The 19360-nt window shown below is 51.0% G+C and carries 18 protein-coding genes and 3 tRNA genes; 18 read left to right on the top strand and 3 right to left on the bottom strand.

The features are described from left to right. Positions 1 to 7: 7 nt before the first annotated feature. The 11 genes from J6J28_RS05565 to J6J28_RS05515 all read left to right on the top strand — a co-directional run bounded on the left by J6J28_RS05565 (position 8) and on the right by J6J28_RS05515 (position 8131). A complete protein-coding gene (locus J6J28_RS05565) occupies positions 8 to 694 on the top strand; it encodes a LuxR C-terminal-related transcriptional regulator (protein WP_301720333.1) in 687 nt (228 codons plus the stop codon). Further along, a complete protein-coding gene (gene uvrC / locus J6J28_RS05560; RefSeq protein ID WP_301720332.1) occupies positions 669 to 2540 on the top strand; it encodes an excinuclease ABC subunit UvrC in 1872 nt (623 codons plus the stop codon). The genes J6J28_RS05565 and uvrC overlap by 26 nt, the downstream gene beginning before the upstream one ends. Positions 2541 to 2556: 16 nt before the next feature. After that, entirely contained in the window at positions 2557 to 3105 is a 549-nt protein-coding gene (gene pgsA, locus J6J28_RS05555; protein WP_301720331.1) for a CDP-diacylglycerol--glycerol-3-phosphate 3-phosphatidyltransferase, read from the top strand. Positions 3106 to 3184: 79 nt separating this feature from the next. Continuing rightward, a tRNA-Gly gene (locus J6J28_RS05550) sits at positions 3185 to 3260 on the top strand. Positions 3261 to 3268: 8 nt separating this feature from the next. Next, a tRNA-Cys gene (locus J6J28_RS05545) sits at positions 3269 to 3342 on the top strand. A 29-nt stretch (positions 3343 to 3371) separates the two neighbouring features. Further along, positions 3372 to 3458, top strand: a tRNA-Leu gene (locus J6J28_RS05540). A 100-nt stretch (positions 3459 to 3558) separates the two neighbouring features. Next, a complete protein-coding gene (locus tag J6J28_RS05535; protein WP_301720329.1) occupies positions 3559 to 4272 on the top strand; it encodes a YiiX/YebB-like N1pC/P60 family cysteine hydrolase in 714 nt (237 codons plus the stop codon). A gap of 147 nt (positions 4273 to 4419) precedes the next feature. Continuing rightward, complete coding sequence (locus J6J28_RS05530; RefSeq protein WP_301720328.1) at positions 4420 to 4707, top strand: hypothetical protein; 288 nt, start codon at positions 4420 to 4422, stop codon at positions 4705 to 4707. A 47-nt stretch (positions 4708 to 4754) separates the two neighbouring features. After that, positions 4755 to 5348 (top strand): CBS domain-containing protein, encoded by a 594-nt coding sequence (locus J6J28_RS05525; protein ID WP_301720327.1) that lies wholly within the window; start codon positions 4755 to 4757, stop codon positions 5346 to 5348. An 81-nt stretch (positions 5349 to 5429) separates the two neighbouring features. Next, positions 5430 to 6920 (top strand): FMN-binding glutamate synthase family protein, encoded by a 1491-nt coding sequence (locus J6J28_RS05520; RefSeq protein ID WP_301720808.1) that lies wholly within the window; start codon positions 5430 to 5432, stop codon positions 6918 to 6920. A gap of 11 nt (positions 6921 to 6931) precedes the next feature. Beyond that, positions 6932 to 8131 carry an MFS transporter gene (locus J6J28_RS05515; protein ID WP_301720326.1) on the top strand — a complete coding sequence of 400 codons (1200 nt, stop codon included), beginning with the start codon at positions 6932 to 6934 and terminating at the stop codon, positions 8129 to 8131. Here the strand turns inward: J6J28_RS05515 and J6J28_RS05510 are convergent. After that, positions 8105 to 9022, bottom strand: a complete 918-nt coding sequence (locus tag J6J28_RS05510; RefSeq protein ID WP_301720325.1) for a LysR family transcriptional regulator — start codon at positions 9020 to 9022, stop codon at positions 8105 to 8107. The two genes, J6J28_RS05515 and J6J28_RS05510, sit on opposite strands and share 27 nt — an antisense overlap. An 85-nt stretch (positions 9023 to 9107) precedes the next feature. On the opposite strand from J6J28_RS05510, the gene J6J28_RS05505 reads away from it, so the two are divergent. Genes J6J28_RS05505 through J6J28_RS05495 form a run of 3 tightly spaced genes read left to right on the top strand, consistent with a single transcriptional unit; the run spans position 9108 to position 11521 of the window. Continuing rightward, a complete protein-coding gene (locus J6J28_RS05505; protein ID WP_301720324.1) occupies positions 9108 to 9758 on the top strand; it encodes a LysE family translocator in 651 nt (216 codons plus the stop codon). Positions 9759 to 9807: 49 nt separating this feature from the next. After that, on the top strand, positions 9808 to 10692 hold the full coding sequence (locus J6J28_RS05500; RefSeq protein ID WP_301720323.1) for a 6-carboxytetrahydropterin synthase: 885 nt from the start codon (positions 9808 to 9810) through the stop codon (positions 10690 to 10692). Beyond that, positions 10685 to 11521, top strand: coding sequence for a M23 family metallopeptidase (locus tag J6J28_RS05495; protein ID WP_301720322.1), 837 nt, complete (start codon positions 10685 to 10687; stop codon positions 11519 to 11521). The genes J6J28_RS05500 and J6J28_RS05495 overlap by 8 nt, the downstream gene beginning before the upstream one ends. On the opposite strand, the gene J6J28_RS05490 is transcribed toward J6J28_RS05495, so the two are convergent. Next, entirely contained in the window at positions 11518 to 13308 is a 1791-nt protein-coding gene (locus tag J6J28_RS05490) for a M61 family metallopeptidase (RefSeq protein ID WP_301720321.1), read from the bottom strand. The two genes, J6J28_RS05495 and J6J28_RS05490, sit on opposite strands and share 4 nt — an antisense overlap. A gap of 151 nt (positions 13309 to 13459) precedes the next feature. Between J6J28_RS05490 and J6J28_RS05485 the strand changes: the two genes are divergently transcribed. Genes J6J28_RS05485 through J6J28_RS05475 form a run of 3 tightly spaced genes read left to right on the top strand, consistent with a single transcriptional unit; the run spans position 13460 to position 16253 of the window. Further along, on the top strand, positions 13460 to 14536 hold the full coding sequence (locus tag J6J28_RS05485) for a sensor histidine kinase (RefSeq protein WP_301720320.1): 1077 nt from the start codon (positions 13460 to 13462) through the stop codon (positions 14534 to 14536). Beyond that, on the top strand, positions 14536 to 15363 hold the full coding sequence (locus tag J6J28_RS05480) for a LytR/AlgR family response regulator transcription factor (protein ID WP_301720319.1): 828 nt from the start codon (positions 14536 to 14538) through the stop codon (positions 15361 to 15363). Before J6J28_RS05485 ends, J6J28_RS05480 begins: the two co-directional genes overlap by 1 nt. A gap of 29 nt (positions 15364 to 15392) precedes the next feature. After that, positions 15393 to 16253, top strand: coding sequence for a DUF6279 family lipoprotein (locus J6J28_RS05475; protein WP_301720318.1), 861 nt, complete (start codon positions 15393 to 15395; stop codon positions 16251 to 16253). On the opposite strand, the gene pyk is transcribed toward J6J28_RS05475, so the two are convergent. Continuing rightward, positions 16246 to 17682: a pyruvate kinase gene (gene pyk, locus J6J28_RS05470; protein ID WP_301720317.1), complete on the bottom strand. Its 1437-nt coding sequence runs from the start codon at positions 17680 to 17682 to the stop codon at positions 16246 to 16248. The two genes, J6J28_RS05475 and pyk, sit on opposite strands and share 8 nt — an antisense overlap. Before the next feature lie 224 nt (positions 17683 to 17906). Between pyk and J6J28_RS05465 the strand changes: the two genes are divergently transcribed. Then, a complete protein-coding gene (locus tag J6J28_RS05465; protein ID WP_301720316.1) occupies positions 17907 to 19352 on the top strand; it encodes a glyceraldehyde-3-phosphate dehydrogenase in 1446 nt (481 codons plus the stop codon). The last annotated feature ends 8 nt before the right edge of the window (positions 19353 to 19360 follow it).

Genomic DNA, 19360 nt, shown 5'->3' with positions numbered 1-19360 from the left:
AACTCACATGACTCAGTTCATCGTGGCAGTCCCTTCGGAACTCATCAGCCAAGGCATGACCAATGTTTTGGCGGCAATGGAATCGCAGTTTAAAGTGGTCGCGGTTGTTTTTAATCATCAGCAATTGCGTGAGGCTATTCAAAATTCACCTTATGCAACAGTCATTCTCGGCAGTAGTTTGTGTGGCGACGGGACAATAGAGGTGTGGCGTCGCCTGCAACGACGCTATAGCGATATTCAGTTGTTACTCTGGGCGGCGCGGTTTCAGGATGTACTGGACTTTCAATGTAATCTCGAACGGGTCGATGGCTTTTTATTGGCGTCGGCGACACTGGCCGAGTTCAAACAGGCCTGCACGACCCTGAGCCGCGGTCGTATGTATGTGGCGGCGAGCGTGGCTGAATACCTGGCCAAGAATCCGGCCCGGCAAAAGCAGACAGTGTTGCTTACCTGTTTAAGCAAGCGCGAAATCCAGGTGGCACAAATGATCGGGCAGGGTAAGCGGGTCGGTGAGATTGCTCGATTGCTCAATATCAGTAGTAAAACAGTAAATACCTTTCGTTACCGGATTTTTGATAAACTGCAGTTATCCGGGGACGTAGCTTTAACCCATTTGGCCATTCAAACGGGTCTCGTCGAAATTGAACCAAAGGTAACCATTGTTTTAAATGAAGAAATCGAGGGAGCCATTTAACGCAAAGCAATTTTTGCGGAGTCTGACTCATCAGCCAGGCGTTTATCGCATGTTCGATGAGTCAGGCGATATCATTTATGTTGGCAAAGCCAAAGATCTGCGTAAGCGCGTTGGCAGTTACTTTCGCGCGCAAGTCGATAGCCCAAAAACGCAGACACTGGTGAAACAGATCGCTCATATCGATGTGACGGTGACCAATACCGAAGCTGAAGCATTGATCCTGGAAAATAATTTCATCAAAAAATATCGGCCACGCTACAACGTATTGTTGCGCGACGATAAATCCTATCCTTATATTTTAATTAGCGATCATCAGCACCCACGTCTGGCATTTCATCGCGGCACCCGTCGGGAAAAGGGACGCTATTTCGGACCCTTTCCCAATGGTGTTGCCGTGCGCAATAGCTTGCGCTTGCTGCAAAAACTGTTTCCCGTGCGGCAATGCGACGATTCCTATTATCGGGCGCGCAGCCGGCCGTGTCTGCAGTACCAACTGAAACGTTGTCTGGCTCCCTGTGTTGAAGGCTATTGTTCTGATGAGGAATACAATGAGCAGGTCGAGCTGGCGACGTCATTTTTGCAAGGTAAAAACCAGCAGGTGATTGATCGTCTGGTAATAAAGATGGAAGACGCCAGTGGTGATTTAGAGTTTGAACGGGCCGCAGGCTATCGGGATCAGATCGGCGCACTACGGCAAATTCAGGAGCGTAACGCAGTCACCGGCAACCAGCAGGAGCTGGATGTGATTGGTTATGCGCGACAAGGTGGGATTGCTGCGGTGCACCTACTGTTTGTTCGCGATGGCGCGGTGCAGGGCAGTCGCAGCTATTTTCCTAAAGTACCGCACAATACCGAAGACAGTGAAGTATTGCTGGCTTTCTTATTGCAATTTTACCTCAATGATCAGGTTGAGCGTCGCTTACCGCGAGAAATTATCTTACCTGAGCAAAATGCTGCAAATGTGTTGGATCCCGAGCAAGAACTGGCCGCACTGGAGCAGGCACTGGCACAAAAGATCCGGATGACTCACAATGTCCGCGGTGAACGCCGCCAGTATCAGGTGCTGGCTCAGAAGAATGCGTTAAATGCGCTGGAAAGCAAGTCACACCAGGCCAGTACCATGATGATGCGCACCCAGGCGCTGGAGCAGGTGCTTGATTTCGGTCGCCCGATCACGCGCATGGAGTGTTTCGACATCAGCCATACGATGGGCCAGGAAACGGTTGCCTCCTGCGTGGTATTTGATCAGCAAGGGCCAAAGAAAAGCGATTATCGCCGCTACAATATTAAAGGGATCACGCCAGGGGATGACTACGCCGCGATGGCGCAGGCCTTACAGCGCCGGTTTGACCCCGTCAAAAACGCCAAAATTGACGCAGCCCCGATGCCTGATATTCTCTTTATTGACGGTGGTAAAGGGCAATTAAGTCAGGCCGAGAACTACTTTTCCGACTGGTCAAACTCAGTGGGGAAGGCCACACCACTGTTAATCGGTGTCGCCAAAGGCGAATCGCGCAAACCCGGGCTGGAGACACTGATCCTGGCCGGCAGTCACGCCACCATCCCGTTATCCGCTGACGCACCGGCGTTGCACCTGGTGCAACATATCCGCGATGAGTCACATCGATTCGCAATTACCGGCCACCGCCAACGTCGGGCTAAGGTCAGACGCACCTCCAGACTCGAGGACATTCCGGGGATAGGTGCTAAACGCCGGCAACGGTTATTACAAAATCTTGGTGGATTACAACAGGTGAAACAGGCTAGTATTGACCAACTTGCAGCAGTGCCCGGCGTCAGTCGAGATTTAGCTGAAACCATCTATCACGCGTTTCGTGACGAATAAAGGACCAACAGTTCGTATGTGGAATATTCCAAACCTGCTGACCAGCTTCCGAATGCTTTTAATCCCTGTATTTCTTGGGATTTACTACTTACCAGGCAGCGATGCAAATTTCTGGGCGGCTTTTGTGTTTGCCCTGGCAGCAATTACCGATGCTCTGGATGGCTATGTCGCCCGTAAATTTAATCAATTTACCAAGTTCGGAGCATTTTTGGATCCAGTGGCCGATAAAGTCATGGTTGCAGCATCCCTTGTGGTGGTGGTGGAAACCTATGCGACCTGGTGGATCAGCATCCCGGCATTGGCCATTATCAGTCGTGAGCTGGTGGTATCCGCGCTGCGCGAATGGATGGCGCAGATCGGACGTCAGGAACACGTCAAGGTGTCCAATTTAGGCAAAATCAAAACCATTGCCCAAATGACGGCGATCGGGGGTTTAATTTGGGAAGCCAATACCTTCGTGGTGGTGACCGCCACATTATTGTTGTACATCGCTTTTGTGCTGACCTTGTGGTCAATGTGGGAGTACCTGCGTGCGGCCTGGTCAGATTTAAGCCAAGTGGATTAAAAATAAGCAAACAAACGGTTTAATGGCAAAAAATCGTTGACCTTGCCGAAATAGGCAGTAGAATGCGTCGGCACTGGATGCGGGAATAGCTCAGCTGGTAGAGCACAACCTTGCCAAGGTTGGGGTCGCGAGTTCGAATCTCGTTTCCCGCTCCAAATTCGATGGCGGGATGGCAGAATGGCTATGCAGCGGATTGCAAATCCGTGGATCTCGGTTCGACTCCGGGTCCCGCCTCCATCGAATAACCTCAGGTAGTACCTCTGTATGCCCGGGTGGTGAAATTGGTAGACACAAGGGATTTAAAATCCCTCGCTGGTAACAGCGTGCCGGTTCAAGTCCGGCCCCGGGCACCACCTCCTTAACGCAGTTTAATTCCCCTTTGAATTCACTCATGTACACGCACTTACATAGTCGTTACTATTCACCCATGTGGTTAATGTAAGGTGATAATCAATGGGCGTATTGGCGTGGTTCGGTAAAAAGATAGCGAAGTATTTGCAGCAGCCCAGTAGCGGACTTCCTAATCCTCCGACATCCGCTTTTAACGTCCTGGAACAAGCCATTGAGGTTGGCGACGTATTGCTGGTCGATGGTAATAGTCGTATCGCCACTGCAATTAAATACCTCACTCAGTCCACTTGGTCACATGCGACTTTATGTGTAGCGAAGAACAATGACGAAGGGGTGATGCTTTTAGAAGCAGATGTGATTGAAGGTGTACGACTGGTGCCGCTGTCTTTTTATCAATCCGTGCATACCCGAATCTGTCGGCCGATAGGCATACGACCTGAGGATATGAAGAAAGCAGTTGAATTTGCAAAGAGTAGGCTTGGTCATCAGTATGATACAGGGCACATTCTGGATTTAGCCCGCTATTTAATTCGAACTCCTCCTGTGCCAGTCGAATGGCGCCGTAGCTTGTTGACCTTTGGTAGTGGCGATCCAACCAAAGCCATTTGTTCCTCGCTAATTGCCCAAGCGTTTCAATCGATTCATTATCCGATCTTGCCGGAAGTCCTGCGCCAAAAGTTAATTAAACGCCATCACAGCCAATATGTGCCAGGGGATTTCGACATCTCGCCGTATTTTGCAATTGTCAAACCGAGCCTAAAAGAGCAGTTTGACCCTTACCAACTGCAATGGCATGAACCAAGCGCAGATCCGTAACGGATAACTCCGAAATTGCTGTGCGGAATCACCGAAATACGCCGCATTTTTTAAGTCTGTCTCATTTTATTTCTTCAGTCTGCTTGATTTGCCGCTCGCTCAGCTCCATAGTTTAGTCATCTGAAACATTTCGAGTCTGAAGCTACCGTGTTCATTCGTCTGTTAGTCCTGTTTACGCTGGTCAGTATTGGCGATACCTTTACTGTAGTTGGCGCAGCCGGCGATGATCGTGGCTATCAAACAACCACAAATCTTTCCCTTGCTGCATTACCCGTCGTTTCCGATGAAACCGACAGTGATGACGACACTTGCGTTACCGTACCGGCAGCAGTTACCCCTGTATTGCCAAGCGAGCAAACACACCGTCTTGCTGACCTTTTCACAGTTGCCAGCCACCTCGTCCCGCAACCACGTGCACCTCCTTACACCGCTTAATAAAACCTGATTCATCTTTTTGTTTTCACTTTATTAAGGGGCTTATCATGTCCGAATTCCATTCTATGGTGTGGCAGACCACACCTGCTGTGCTGCGTTTAGCTGATGCTGCAGCTGTAAAAAATGACAAACTCGACTGGCACGCGCCGGCGCTGTCGGTGCTGGAGAACTTTACTATCAGTCGACCGTTAGTGATGAAAGGCTCGCTTCGACTACCCGACGTGGAAGAAGCTTTTGCCAGCTCCTCAGCTCGCTATGCCTGCGTTATCGACAATGATGATGCGGTGATCGGTGTGTTACTGGCGCGTGACCTGCATAGTCGCCAAAGTGGGGCACTCTCTAACTTATTACAATTGCCCTGGGGGCAGCTCGAAGCGCGTTTTCTGATGCAACCCCTGCAACGCATGCCAACCCTGACCATGGCTCAGATCGAGCGCGCCCGAATCGGCGATATAGCCGCGACCATGCAAGCGGCGAGTCGTGATTTTGTCATCGTTACCGAGCAGGACCGGGTGATAGGCTTAGTGGCGGCCTTAAAAATACTGGAACGCACAGGCGAATCCGTTCGTCTTTATCCGCGGGCGACGACCTTTGCTGAGGTTTTTAGTGCTTTGAAACACCCTGAAATTACCGATAGTTAGACTTGTTGGAAAGCCAGCAGCCCTGTACATTAAGAGCAGTAAAGCAGATGCCGAGGTAGCGTGATGACCGAAAATGCATGGATGAATAGTGGAACTCTGTTAATTGTCGCACAGTGGCTGCTGGGCTTGTTTGTATTGCTGCTCATCATCGGCCTGATTTCCATTGCGGTGATGTATGTGGTGGATAAGACCCAAACCAAACATACGATACGACGCAATTTTCCTGTGGTGGGCCGCTTCCGTTATATTTTCGAGAATCTTGGTGAGTTTTTCCGGCAGTACTTTTTTGCCATGGACCGCGAAGAGATGCCGTTTAACCGGGCGCAACGCAGTTGGGTTTACCGTGCAGCGAAGAATGCTGACCGAACCCTTGCCTTCGGCTCAACCCGAGATTTAACCAAAAGCGGTACCATCATTTTTGCCAACTCACCTTATCCTCGCCAGACGGAGGAGAAAACCCAGCCGCAACCGGTAAGAATTGGACCCAACTGTGAGCATCCTTATGAACCTGTTTCGTATTTCCATATCTCCGGGATGAGCTACGGTTCTTTATCACCCGTGGCCGTGCGGGCGCTGTCTAAAGGGGCGAAATTAGCCGGATGCTGGATGAACACCGGCGAGGGTGGTCTCAGCCCTTATCATCTGGAAGGCGAGTGCGATATTGTGTTCCAGATTGGAACAGCGAAGTACGGTGTGCGTAATCAGGATGGCACACTGAATGAATTACGTTTAAAGGAACTCGGTGAGCATAAACTGATTAAAATGTTCGAGCTAAAGCTCAGCCAGGGCGCGAAACCGGGTAAGGGCGGCATTCTGCCAGCGCTTAAGGTGAACAAAGAAATTGCCGAAATTCGAGGCATTCCTGAAGGTAAAGACTCGATCAGCCCGAATCGTCATCCGGAAATAAAAACCGATGATGACTTGCTCGATATGCTCGATAAAATCCGGGGCATCACCGGCAAGCCGGTTGGCATTAAATTTGTGATGGGCGACCCCAGTTGGATTGACGAATTGATTCAGACCATTCAACGGCGGGGGATCGAATCAGCACCAGATTTTATCACGCTCGACAGTGCCGATGGCGGCACCGGCGCGGCCCCACAGCCGCTGATGGATTATGTCGGTTTGAAGTTGTCCGAAAGCCTGCCGTTGCTGGTTGATAAATTAATCGCGGCCGGCCTGAAAGAACGGATTCGGGTGGTTGCCTCTGGCAAGATGATATCACCTGCCGATGTTGCCTGGGCCATCGCTATAGGCGCAGACTTTGTGGTTTCGGCCCGCGGTTTTATGTTCTCGATAGGTTGCATTCAAGCGATGCAGTGTAATAAAAACACCTGTCCAACCGGGGTCACGACCCACGATAAGAAGCTGCAAAAAGGTCTCGACCCGGAAGAAAAGTCAGTACGGGTAGCGAACTATCACAAATACCTTGAATACGGGGTGAATATCATTGCCCACTCCTGCGGTGTCTCTGATCCACGTCAGTTAAACCGTCGCCATGGCCGTATTGTCACGCATACCGGGGACAGTGTCAGTCTGGCTGAGCGCTACCCGCCGCAAGCGCCGAGGTAACGTCTTCGCTCATGTTTAAACAGTACTTTCGGTTATTGCAGAGTCATCCGCGGTTCTTGCTGTTTGGTTTTCTGGCGACTTTTTTTTCAAGCTTTGGGCAAACCTTTCTGTTGGGGCTTTTTACCGATGCGTTTCGCAGTGCGAATGATCTGAGTCACGGTGAGTATGGCGCCATTTATGCCGGTGCAACCTTTTTCGGCGGGCTGCTGCTGATGCGTATCGGTAAGCAGCTGGATACCGTCAGCCTGGCGCATTTCACGACATTTACCTTCATCGGCATTGCGCTCTCGGCGTTGCTCATCACCTGGCCCATCCACCTGCTCACATTGTTTCTGGGGCTTGCGGGCTTGCGTTTGTTTGGGCAAGGCTTTATGGGTCACATTGCCATGACCAGCATGGGTCGTTACTTTACCGAGCAACGGGGTAAAGCTGTCGCTTTTGCAGGAATGGGTTTTCCTTTAGGGGAGCTGGTTTTGCCGCTGCTGATTGTCAGCTTGCTGGCGGTTACGGGCTGGCAACAGACCTGGTGGCTGTTCGCTTTGCTGCTTATTTGTGGCTTACCGCTAATGCTCTGGTTGCAGGCGCATAAGCCAAAAGAAATTGCTGCGCCTGTCGTGGATCACAGTGAGGAAGCGCTGCAGATTGGCCTAAGGCAACGTGATCTGCTGCGCCAGCGAAGATTCTGGGTAGTGTTACCGGCATTGCTAGGGCTACCTTTTGTGGTCACTGCATTACTGCTGAATCAGCTCTGGCTGGCCGGACAGCAAAGCTGGTCGGTTGCGGCGACAGCAGGTGCGATCATGTTGTTTTCACTCAGTCGGGTAACGGTTTCTGTGTTTGCGGGTGACTGGATCGATCGGCTTGGCTCGCGTCGCTTTATCGGTTTAAATATTGTACCGGTTATTTTGGGAACTTTACTGCTGGCGGCGAATTTCGGCGTCTGGTCCTGGTGGGCCTTTCTTGGCTTGGCAGGTGTCAGTGCCGGTATTAACTCCGCGTTGTCAGGAACGTTGTGGGCCGAGCTGTATGGCACCCGCTACCTGGCCACTGTGCGGGCCCTGGTGCATGCCATGATGGTTTTTGCCACCGCGCTGGCACCTTTTTTAATGGGCACCCTGATAGACAGCGGTTGGTCGCCAACAGCCATTATGCTGATGTTTAGTAGCATCCTGATAGTTGCCTGGTTAAACGCCCGACGTCTGGTGGATTGAGGCAATGCTTTGCTGCACGCGATTGCTTAACCACTTGCTAAAAGCAACCACAGCCACAGGGTGGCGTTCACGTGCTTTTAAGCAGGTAAAGACACCGGTTTTCGCACTGACTGCAGCATCGGCTTGCACCGACCACTTGGCAAACTGAGGGTGCTGGGCGTAGAGAGTATTGATCAGGCTAAAACCTGGAAAGCTGCTGAGTAAGTCCAGACCAATACTGGCTTTTGCAACTGCATGTAAAGGATAAGCCTGGCTCAGTGATTTGTGTTGCTTGCAGAACAGTTGCCAGGCCTCACTCGAAGGATTGATGTACCAGCTTGCAGGGGTTGCGCTGCCATCAGCAGGTGACTGAATCGCACTAAAGGTTGGCTGATACAGGAGTTCTTGCTGTAAACTGCGGTCCTTAAGTTTACCGCTAAGCACAGCCACATCAATCCGGCCGTGTTGCAGCGCCTGACTGGTTCTGGGCAGTTGTAGATCATGCTCGTCTTCGGCATAGGTATCGACCTGAACCCGAATATGCGGATAGATGGCGTTAAAGTCTGCCAGCCGCGGTGCCAGCCACCAGCGTAAAAAGGTGTCCGGTATCAGCACCCGCAGGGTGGTGAGCTCCTCGTCGCCGCAGGTGCGGGCTTGTTCAACGGTTTGCTCAAGCTGCTGGAACAGACTGAGCAAAGACGGCGCCAGTAATTCACCCGCGGGGGTCAGTGCATGGACGCGGTTATCACGGTGAAACAGGGGCGTTCCGAGTTGCTGCTCCAGTGTCTGGATGTGCCGCGTTATCGCGGATTGCGAAAGCTCCAGTTGCTGCGCAGCATGCTTGAAAGACGGCGCATTTGCAGCGACCGCGAAGACTCGAAGGGCATTTAATGAATAATCTTTTAAGCTCACCGGCGGCATCCTTTTTAACCGAACTTGATTTGCTGTTAAGTTAATTTGTATTGCATAAATTTAAACACTAAAGAGCTCCTAAGCAATGTATTTACGCGAATTTATCGAAATAGCCATTTTGCATTTTTTGGCCGTTGCCTCGCCGGGTCCGGATTTCGCGGTGACCGCCCGCTACAGTTTGGCGTACGGGCGTCGCATTGGTCGTTGGGTGGCCGTTGGTATTGGCGTCGGGATCCTGGTGCACATCGCGTACTCTTTATTGGGAGTGACCTTGATCATCCACCGTTACCAATGGGTTTATGCCACCTTACTATTGCTCGGAGCACTGTATTTAGGCTGGATTGGCTGGCAAGCGATTCGCGCGCAACCGCGTAACAGTGAGCCTGATGCCGCAGCGGCGGCGGGCACTATTTCGCGACGCAAAGCGTTTCGGATCGGCTTTATCACCAACGGTTTGAATGTGAAGGCGACACTGTTTTTTATGGCGCTGTTTACCGCTGTTATCAGTCCGGCAACACCAACGGCGGTCAAAGTCGGCTACGGTCTTTATATGGCAGTCGCGACCGGGCTCTGGTTTACCTTGCTGGCGACCTTACTTACCGTACCGGCGTTTTATCAGCGTATCTGGCATTACGGACACTGGCTGGACAGGACGATGGGCGCCTTGTTGTTGTTATTATGCGGGAAGCTTATTGTGGACTGGTTTGCCGTAATTCAAGTTCTCGTAAACGGCTGATGATGCTATCATTGGCGCAGAGAAGGGTTCGCTTTTAACAGAGATGTCTATGCAGTTATTTGTAAACGATCTGACCGTTATTGATTTTTCATATCTATGTCCCGAGCGTGGAATCGTTGGGGAGAGTTGGATCGTGGATATTGTGCTTGATGGTAGCTTGAACGAGCAGTCGATGGTGCTCGATTTCGGCCGTGTCAAAAAACAAATTAAACGTATTATTGATGATGCCGTCGACCACAAACTGGCAGTGCCGGCGAATCACCTCTACACCGCGGTTACGCACGATGCTGACGATAGCTGTTATTGGGTTGATTTCATGCGCCCGGATAATGCTTCGATCCACCTGTTTTGTCCCGCTGACGCATTTGCCTTTATTGATGCTGAACGGGTCACCATGGCGACCGTCAATTCCTATCTGCGTGCAGTGATTAAACGCCAATTGCCGGGCAATGTTGAAGGCTTGGAAGTCACCCTCCGGGCCGAGCAGATTGATGGCGCCTATTACCACTACACCCATGGCCTGAAAAAGCATGATGGCAACTGTCAGCGTATTGCCCATGGTCATCGTTCCCGTATCAAGGTCGAGCTTGATGGCGAACGTGCCACGGATATTGAGTTACGCTGGGCTGAGCGCTGGCGTGATATTTATCTCGGCTCCACGGAAGACGTCTGTACCACTGATGCCTTACAGCGCTCTGAACGGGCCCAGGCGTGCACTGATTCGTCCCATGTTGGCTACGGTTATGATGCGGATCAGGGCCGTTTCGAATTGTTGGTTCCTAAAGCTGAAAATTACATTATTGATAATGACTCAACAGTGGAGTGTATTGCCGATTACCTGGCGCAAGCCATTCGGCAAGAATTGCCCAAGCCGCAGGAAGTTACCGTGAAGGCCTACGAAGGCGTCGGAAAAGGTGCGATTGGTTATGCGTAAGCTAAGTTTTGGCTTGCTGTTGATGGTTTTTGGATGCGTCGCTGCAAGTAGTGCAACCAGTCAGGCGAATGAAACTCAACCTTTGCTGGAACTGACCGGAGCACGGACGGCGGGCGCGCTGATGATTGCTAAAACGGATCCCTCTTATCAGGTTGCATTAAACGGCGAAGCACTGGCAGTCTCTGATAACGGCATCGTGGTGTTCGGTTTTGAACGCGACAGCGAGGGTATCCAGGAATTGACTCTGACTTTAGCTGACGGCCGGCAAGTCACCCAGCAGATCGAGCTTGAACCCCGTAGCTATGTCATCGACCGGGTGGAGGGCGTACCACAACGTACAGTAACCCCTGATCCTGAGCAAGTTGCGCGAGCGCGCAAAGAAGCCGCAGCCGTATGGCAAGCGCGCCAGACGTTCAGCACCCGCCAGGATTTCCTGCAGCCCATCATTGAACCTGCTCAGGGCCGTATCAGTGGGGTTTATGGCAGCCAGCGCATTTTTAATGGCGAACCACGCAACCCTCATTATGGCTTAGATGTTGCTGCGCCCACGGGGACGCCGGTGAAAGTGGTCTGGTCCGGCAAAGTGGTTTTTGCCGATGAGGATTTATTTTATTCCGGTGGAACCATTATCGTTGACCACGGCCAGGGGCTGACCACCACCTATATCCATCTCAGTGAAGTTAAGGTTCAGGTCGGCGATGAAGTCGAGCAGGGCACTGTTATCGGTGCCATTGGCGCCACCGGCCGTGCCACCGGGCCGCATCTGGACTGGCGCGTGAACTGGCGCAACGTCCGGCTTGATCCGGCCTTAGTGCTGGAACACTTCTAGGCTTCAGGCTTGCGGTCCAGGGCTAACCAGCCTTGGGCACGCTCGCGATCCGCGACACTCAGAATGTAATTGTTGAGCTTTGGTGCTTGCCAGATGAGCTCTAGGGTCAGCAACTCATCCCGGCGAAACGCATGCACGGTCACCACGTCACCCGGCTGATAGCGCTCAAAGACTTCGCGCATCGTGCCATCGGTAACCTGTAAATGGTCAATGGCAATAATCCGATCTTGCGCACTTAAGCCGGCATCATGAGCCGCTTCCTCAGCAAATACCACCTGCAACTCCAGACCAGCGCTGGAGGCCTTAAATTTCGCCCCTAAAGCTACCGGTAGCGGAGCGGCAGCAGGTTTACCGCCAAAACCGGTATCATCCTGTGGTGGCCGACGCTGAACCTCGATGCCAAACTCTTTTAGCAACTGCTGAACAGGCAAGGCTTCCGTTGATTCTACGGCACGCTCAATAAAAGCACCAAGATGGACGTTATACTCAGTCGTGACAAACTCGGCAAAACTGGTGTCTGTAGTCCCTTTCTGCTCTGCACCAAAGTGCCGCCAGAATTTCGCCATTACCTGGCCCAGGGTCACCTCACCATTGGTCTCGATACGCAGCATCAAATCGAGACAGAGAGCAATCAATGCGCCTTTGGCGTAATAGCTCACCACGGCGTTGGGCGCGTTTTCATCCTGCTTATAGAAACGGTTCCAGGCCTGTAAACTTGAGTCGCCGACAGTATGGCGATCAACCCCAACTCCCCGGTGGACCCGCGCCAGAGTATCACCCAGCAGATTCAGATACGTCGCGGCATCAATTAAACCTGCTTGCTGCAATACGTAGTCATCAAAATAGGAGGTGATCCCCTCGTAGAACCACAGCTGACGGGTGTATTGCTCAGCATTCAGCTGGTAAGGAATAAAGTCCCGTGGTTTGAGGGTTTTAATGTTCCAACTGTGGAAATATTCATGGCTGCAGAGACTTAAAAACGTGCGATAATCAGTGTCGATGTTTTGCCGTACTCCCTTGCTCACCAAATCTTTGCGGCTGCACAGCAGTGCCGTGGAGTTACGGTGCTCAAGACCGCCAAAACCTTTACCGACGACCATGGTCAGGAACAGGTAGTTATCGAAGGGGACCTGCTTCTCAAAAAGATTGACTTGATGCTCGCATATTCTCGCTAAATCGCTACAGATGCGCTCATAATCCGCGAAATTACGACCAGCAGTCACAAACGCATGCTTTTTCCCGCCAGCAATAAATTCATGGATGCCAAGCTCACCTAACAGAAACGGGTAGTCAATTAAGGCTTCATAATTTTCCGCGTAAAAACCACCTGCACCAAAGTTATCTCCACTGCGTCGCGGCATTCCGGTAGCCACACGCCAATGCTTAAGTTCAGCCGGTAACTGCAATGAAAGTTCAACGGTTTCGTCCGTGTGTCCGTCAACGGCAAGGCATAAGCTGCTGTTATTAAAAAAGCCAAAGAATTGATCCAGATATGCGCTGCGCACAGACAAATCAAACGCGTACACCTGATACTGGATCAGCACGGTGCTCTCGGTCGGTGCCAGGCGCCAGGTCTGCTTATCAATAGCAGTAACCGGGATGCGCTGACCATTGGCCTCGGCGCGCAGGTCAAGAATGTTGCGCGCAAAGTCGCGGATCATGTAACTGCCGGGGATCCAGGCAGGGAGTTTAAGTTCTAGCGCTTCGTGGCGTTTCGGTGTAACCCGCAAAGAAACTGCGAATTGATGTCCATTGGGATCAAGCGGAGTAATTTCATAGTGCAACACGGCGGCCTCACGAAGTTCATTGCGAATGAAAGAAATGTTAGCACGGTACAGACACGCTATACAGTGGGTTGTCTGCGATAAATGAACCGACAGCGCGGCAAACTCTAGGTATAATCGCTAGTCAACCACAGACTTTAGTGAATGCTGTTTTATGATGGGACGCTGGAAAGCTTTATTAGATGATCGTAACCGTTTCTTCTGGGTGCTACAGGCAGCCGGTTGGTCGGGCTATGCACTGGTCCATTACATTGGCTCATTGATGCACGAAATGCGCGACATCTACGCCATCATCATCATTCTGGGCGCTTATGCGGGGTTTCTGCTGACCGTACCGTTGCGTTACCTGTATCGCCGTATCTGGGACATTAAACCCTGGATGCTGATTATCGTGGTACTTGGCGCCGCGTACCTTAGCGCAAGTATTTGGGCAGTGATTGATAACACCACTTACTGGGAAATTTATAAGTTCGGCTTCAGGCCAGAGAGTAATTGGTTTTACTTTAAAAATACCACAGCCAAGTTTTACATCATGTTGAGCTGGAGCGGGCTCTATTTTGGTATTAAATATTATCAGATGCTGCAAGATGAGAAACAAAAAGCACTGATGGCAACGTCTATGGCGCATCAGGCGCAGTTAAAGATGTTGCGTTACCAGTTGAATCCGCATTTTCTGTTTAATACGTTAAATGCTATCTCCACGCTGATTCTGATTAAAGAAAACGAGCTGGCCAATCGTATGATGACCAAGCTCAGCTCCTTTTTGCGTTTTTCGCTGGATAACGAACCTATTAAAAAAATTCCGTTGTCGCGAGAAATCGAAGCCTTGATGTTGTACCTCGATATTGAAAAGGTACGTTTTGATGAGCGTTTGAAAGTCACCATAGAGATCGATGACACGGTTGGCAAAGCATTGGTGCCAAGCCTGTTCCTGCAGCCTTTGATTGAGAATTCGATCAAATACGCGATTGCCAAAATGGAAGAGGGTGGCGAAATCATCGTTCACGCAGAGCGTGAAATAGATGACCTGGTGGTGGTGATTGCCGACAACGGCCCGGGAGTAAGGCAACCCGCTGAAGATCTTGTGAATAAAGGGGGCGTTGGTCTTGCGAACACCCGTGATCGTTTGCAGGCCTTGTATGGTAAGCGTTACTCCTTTACATTATCAGCTAACGAGCCCAGTGGTATGCGTGTGGAAATTCGCATTCCTTTCGAACAGGTTGACGCTTAATGACTAGCAAAATTCGTACACTTATCGTAGATGATGAATCGCTTGCACGCCGCGGTCTTACTGTGCGTTTACAAGAATTTCCTCAGGTTGAGCTGCTGGATGAATGCCAGAATGCCCGACAGGCACTGGAAAAGATCCTTGAACTGAAACCCGATTTAGTTTTCCTGGACATCCAGATGCCAGGCATGAATGGTTTTGAATTGTTGCGTGAAGTGAAAGCCAAAGGCGCCAGCTTGCCGGTGGTGGTTTTTGTGACGGCTTACGACCAGTATGCGATTAAAGCCTTCGAAGTTCGTGCCATCGACTACTTATTGAAGCCTGTCGACCACGACCGGTTAGCGCAGACCCTCACTCGTGTTGAAAAAAATCTGGCTGAACGTGAACGCGAACAGCAACAGCAACGTATGCTTAATTTACTGGCCGATGCTACCGGCGAAGATTGCGAGGCCATCCTGAGAAAGCTGGCTGATAATCAGGATCTGGGCAATGTGCGTTACCCGGAACATATTGCCATTAAAGAGAGCGGTGAGATTACTCGTGTGGCGATCAATTCCATCGAATGGGTGGATGCTGCGGGTGATTACATGTGTATCCATGCAGGTAATGAGACCCATATTCTGCGGCGCACCATGAAAGAGCTGGAAGACGAACTCAATCCAAATCGCTTTCAGCGTATCCACCGCTCAGCAATTGTAAACCTGGAACAAATTGAAAAGCTCTGCAGCCGGCAAAATGGTGAGTACCATATTGTTTTGAAAAACGGCAAAGAACTCAAAGTCAGCCGCAGCTATAAAGAGCGTATTAAACGACTTATTTTAACGACCTAAAGGGTCTGTCCTACAGGAGCTTACTTACAGTGATAGCAAAACGTTTCGTAAGCCGCCTGGTTCTGTTTACCTTTCTTATTAGTCTTAGTGGCTGTTCTACCCAGTTTGGCTACCGCTTCGCGGACACCTTTGTTGAGTGGCAACTTGCCAAGTATGTGGAGCTCTCCGGGCCGCTCGAGGATAACGTCGAGCGCAGTATTGACGAACTCCATATGTGGCATGCCCGAACACAATTACCGGCCTATCGTAATGTGCTTGAGCAGCTGATACAGGATCTTGACCAGGACACTGTCGACGCGGTTAAGATTGTGGCGTATAGCGAACAATTATTCAGCTTCTGGCAGGCCATCCGAAATCAGCTGGAACCTTATGCTTTAACCTACCTTCCGCAGCTTTCAGAGGCCCAGCGCGAGCAGCTGATCAGTAACTTGCGTGAGCGAATCGAAGAGGAACGCGAAGAAGCGGCGGATCTCAACGAGCGGGAGCGTTATCGGGAACGACTGGAGCGGACGCTGGATCGGGCAAAAGAATGGTTAGGCCCGTTGCAGTCAGAGCAACGTACGTTGCTCCGCCGCTGGCTAGAAGAGCGTGTTAGCAACGATGAGTTATGGCTGGTGTATCAGGAGGATTGGCTTGACGCCTTTGCCGCGACCGTTCGCGCACCTGAGGCAGAAGGTTTTGCCGATGGTATCAGTTTGCTGATAACGCGCCCCGAAGCTTATCGCAGTGACGCCTTGATAGCGGCCACTGAGTTCAACCGGGCTCTGACCATGCAGCTTATGGTGGACCTTTACAGCACGCTTAGCGACGGTCAAAAACGCCACCTCCGCAACAAATTAGCAGGCTACCGCGAGACCGTCGATAGCCTGATCAACAACTTTGCTACTTAACTTCGATAATTTTACAGGTATTGGTCGAGCCGACGGTTTCCATGACATCACCGTGGGTCAGTACCACCAGATCGCCAGCATTGAGATGACCACGCGCTTTAATTTCATTAATAGCATCAGCGGTTAAATCTTCTGCTTTGCTCTTGGTCGAGTCAAAAGCGACTGGATACACGCCGCGATACAGCGCGCAGCGATTGCGGCTATCCTGGTGCCGCGACAACGAGAAGATCGGCAGGATAGTATGAATCCGCGACATCAACTTCGCAGTAGAACCTGACTCAGTAAGCGCGATGATCGCTTTTACGCCGGTTAAGTGCGTCGCCGCGTACATTGAGGTAATCGCCGTTGCTTCCTGAATATTGGTAAAGGTCTCTTCCAGTTCACTGTTATCGATGCGAGCTGAAGGGTGGGTTTCTGCACCCAGGCATATTTCAGCCATAGCTTTTACGGTGGCGACCGGAAATTTACCTGCCGCTGTTTCCGCAGAGAGCATGACCGCATCAGTACCATCAAGTACCGCATTGGCAACGTCCATCACCTCGGCCCGGGTCGGCATCGGGTTTTCAATCATGGACTCCATCATTTGGGTGGCAGTAATCACCACTTTATTGAGCTGGCGGGCACGCTCTATGATGCGTTTCTGCTTACCGACCAGTTGTGCATCACCGATCTCAACCCCTAAGTCGCCGCGGGCAACCATGACGGCTTCAGAGGCCCGGATAATATCGTCCAGGGCAGCATCGGTGGCAACCGCTTCAGCACGTTCGATTTTGGCGCACAGCATACCGCTGCCATTAGCAGCACGCAGTAAGCGACGAGCTTCGTGCATGTCTTCCCCGGAGCGTGGAAAAGAAACTGCAAGGTAATCGACTCCAATTTTTGCCGCTAACTTAATGTCTTCATAATCTTTCTCGGTCAGGGCCGCCGCTGACAAGCCGCCACCGAGACGATTAATGCCTTTATTATTGGAAAGTTTTCCGCCAATGGTAACTGTGGTATGCACTTGAGCACCCTCAACGCGGTCGACCTGCAAGCGCACGCGACCATCATCAAGTAACAGAATATCGCCGGCGTTGACGTCTTCAGGCAGTTCTTTGTAATCGATGCCCACACTGTGGCCGGTACCGGCATCTCTGGCCAGTTCAGCGTCAAGAATAAAACCGTCACCTTCGTCCAGCGTCACTGAGTCATGGACAAATTTAGCGATGCGAATCTTAGGACCTTGCAAATCGCCAAGGATAGCGACATGAGTTCCAAGTCGTTTGCAGATATCGCGCACCATGGTGGCGCGCTTTTCGTGGTCTTCTGGCTTACCGTGCGAGAAGTTAAGGCGCACAACGTTGGCGCCTGCTTTAATTAATGCTTCAAGAGTAGCAGGGTCATCAGTTGCAGGACCTAATGTAGTCACAATTTTAGTGCGGCGCAGCATGGTTAACTCCTCGGTGTGCAAGCCTGGTTCTTATTATGTCATGTACGACTTAGTTCGTTGCCCTAGCTGTTACCAGCTAGCAGTTATAGAGCAGTCTACAGGGCGCAGATTATATCATGCTGACACAGAGGTTACAGAGTTTCTGGCACTTATGTGGTGTTTTCAGTACAATAGCGCGCACTTTTTTGTTTCTCTTCTTTTCAATGCAACGTAAAGGTAATCGCATGAGTGATCAGCAGCAGGATATGACGCTTCAAAGCTGGCAAGAACGCCAAGAGTACGCGGAATTGATGCAGCCATTAATTGGCCGTCTTTATCGTAACTACGGTGTGGAAATCCTGGTTTATGGCCGTACTTTGTTAAACGTGGATACGATTAACATCATCAAAGCCCATCGCCTGATTCGTCGGCACGAAGGCGTCAAACTGCGTTTGCGTGAGAGTTTCCCGTTCATCGAGGCACTCAGCAAAATGAAACTGGCACCAGCCCGGGTCGACCTCGGTAAGCTGGCGTTTAATTACTTACATAAAGATGCAGGCAAGGGCGCTTCTATCGAGGAGTACCTTCATAAAGAGCTCGTGGATATCGTCGACATGGCCGACGAAATCCCTGCACAAGATGTCGTCCTTTACGGTTTCGGTCGTATCGGCCGCTTGTTAGCGCGTCTGCTGATCGAACGTAATGGCAGCAACAACAAGATGCGCTTACGGGCCATCGTTGTCCGTGGTGGCCGCGACGGCGATCTGGAAAAACGTGCGAGTTTATTGCGCCGGGATTCCATTCATGGTCCATTTAACGGCTCGATTACCGTTGACCATGAGAACTCAGCAATTCGTGCCAATGGTACCAGTATCAAAGTCATTTACTCTGATGGTCCTGACCAGGTCGATTACACCCAATATGGCATCAACGATGCTATCGTTATCGACAACACCGGTATCTGGAAAGATGAAGAGGGTCTTGGCCTGCACCTGAAATCTAAAGGTGTGAAAAAAGTACTCCTGACTGCCCCTTCAAAAGGCGCCATCAAGAATGTCGTTTACGGCGTGAATCACACTGATATTCAGCCCGATGACCTGATCGTCAGCGCGGCAAGCTGTACCACGAACGCCATCACTCCGGTTCTGAAAGTAATCAACGACAATTACGGTATCCGTAATGGCCACGTTGAGACGGTTCACTCCTACACGAATGACCAGAACCTGATTGATAACTATCACAAGGCTGAACGTCGCGGGCGCTCTGCACCTTTGAATATGGTGTTAACCTCAACCGGCGCTGCGAAAGCGGTTGCTAAGGCGCTACCAGAACTTGCCGGCAAGTTAACCGGCAACGCCATCCGCGTGCCAACACCTAACGTTTCTATGGCCATCATGAATCTGAATCTTGGCAAAGAAACCAACAAAGAAGAGCTCAACGCTCTCCTGCGTGAGCAGGCGCTGCATTCTGACTTACAGGCGCAAATTGATTTCACTGCGTCGACAGAAATCGTGTCCAGTGATCTAGTGGGTTCTCGCTATGCTGGTGTGGTCGACTCTCAAGCCACCATCGTTGATGAAGACCGCGCAGTGCTCTATGTTTGGTATGACAATGAGTTTGGTTACAGCTGCCAGGTCGTCCGTGTTGCCGAGCAGATGGCAGGACAGCAGCTGATGAATCTGCCTAAGTAAAGAAAACA

The organism is Pseudidiomarina terrestris (genome assembly GCF_030466375.1).
GTDB classification, from domain to species: domain Bacteria; phylum Pseudomonadota; class Gammaproteobacteria; order Enterobacterales; family Alteromonadaceae; genus Pseudidiomarina; species Pseudidiomarina terrestris.
Note: the sequence above shows the minus strand (reverse complement) of the source record. Positions and strands in the feature narration are given on the sequence as shown.

Coding starts and splice junctions, on each gene's coding strand:
- J6J28_RS05565 (WP_301720333.1), top strand. CDS start 8: ATGACTCAGTTCATCGTGGCAGTCCCTTCGGAACTCATCAGCCAAGGC.
- uvrC (WP_301720332.1), top strand. CDS start 669: ATGAAGAAATCGAGGGAGCCATTTAACGCAAAGCAATTTTTGCGGAGT.
- pgsA (WP_301720331.1), top strand. CDS start 2,557: ATGTGGAATATTCCAAACCTGCTGACCAGCTTCCGAATGCTTTTAATC.
- J6J28_RS05535 (WP_301720329.1), top strand. CDS start 3,559: ATGGGCGTATTGGCGTGGTTCGGTAAAAAGATAGCGAAGTATTTGCAG.
- J6J28_RS05525 (WP_301720327.1), top strand. CDS start 4,755: ATGTCCGAATTCCATTCTATGGTGTGGCAGACCACACCTGCTGTGCTG.
- J6J28_RS05520 (WP_301720808.1), top strand. CDS start 5,430: ATGAATAGTGGAACTCTGTTAATTGTCGCACAGTGGCTGCTGGGCTTG.
- J6J28_RS05515 (WP_301720326.1), top strand. CDS start 6,932: ATGTTTAAACAGTACTTTCGGTTATTGCAGAGTCATCCGCGGTTCTTG.
- J6J28_RS05505 (WP_301720324.1), top strand. CDS start 9,108: ATGTATTTACGCGAATTTATCGAAATAGCCATTTTGCATTTTTTGGCC.
- J6J28_RS05500 (WP_301720323.1), top strand. CDS start 9,808: ATGCAGTTATTTGTAAACGATCTGACCGTTATTGATTTTTCATATCTA.
- J6J28_RS05495 (WP_301720322.1), top strand. CDS start 10,685: ATGCGTAAGCTAAGTTTTGGCTTGCTGTTGATGGTTTTTGGATGCGTC.
- J6J28_RS05485 (WP_301720320.1), top strand. CDS start 13,460: ATGATGGGACGCTGGAAAGCTTTATTAGATGATCGTAACCGTTTCTTC.
- J6J28_RS05480 (WP_301720319.1), top strand. CDS start 14,536: ATGACTAGCAAAATTCGTACACTTATCGTAGATGATGAATCGCTTGCA.
- pyk (WP_301720317.1), bottom strand. CDS start 17,682: ATGCTGCGCCGCACTAAAATTGTGACTACATTAGGTCCTGCAACTGAT.
- J6J28_RS05465 (WP_301720316.1), top strand. CDS start 17,907: ATGAGTGATCAGCAGCAGGATATGACGCTTCAAAGCTGGCAAGAACGC.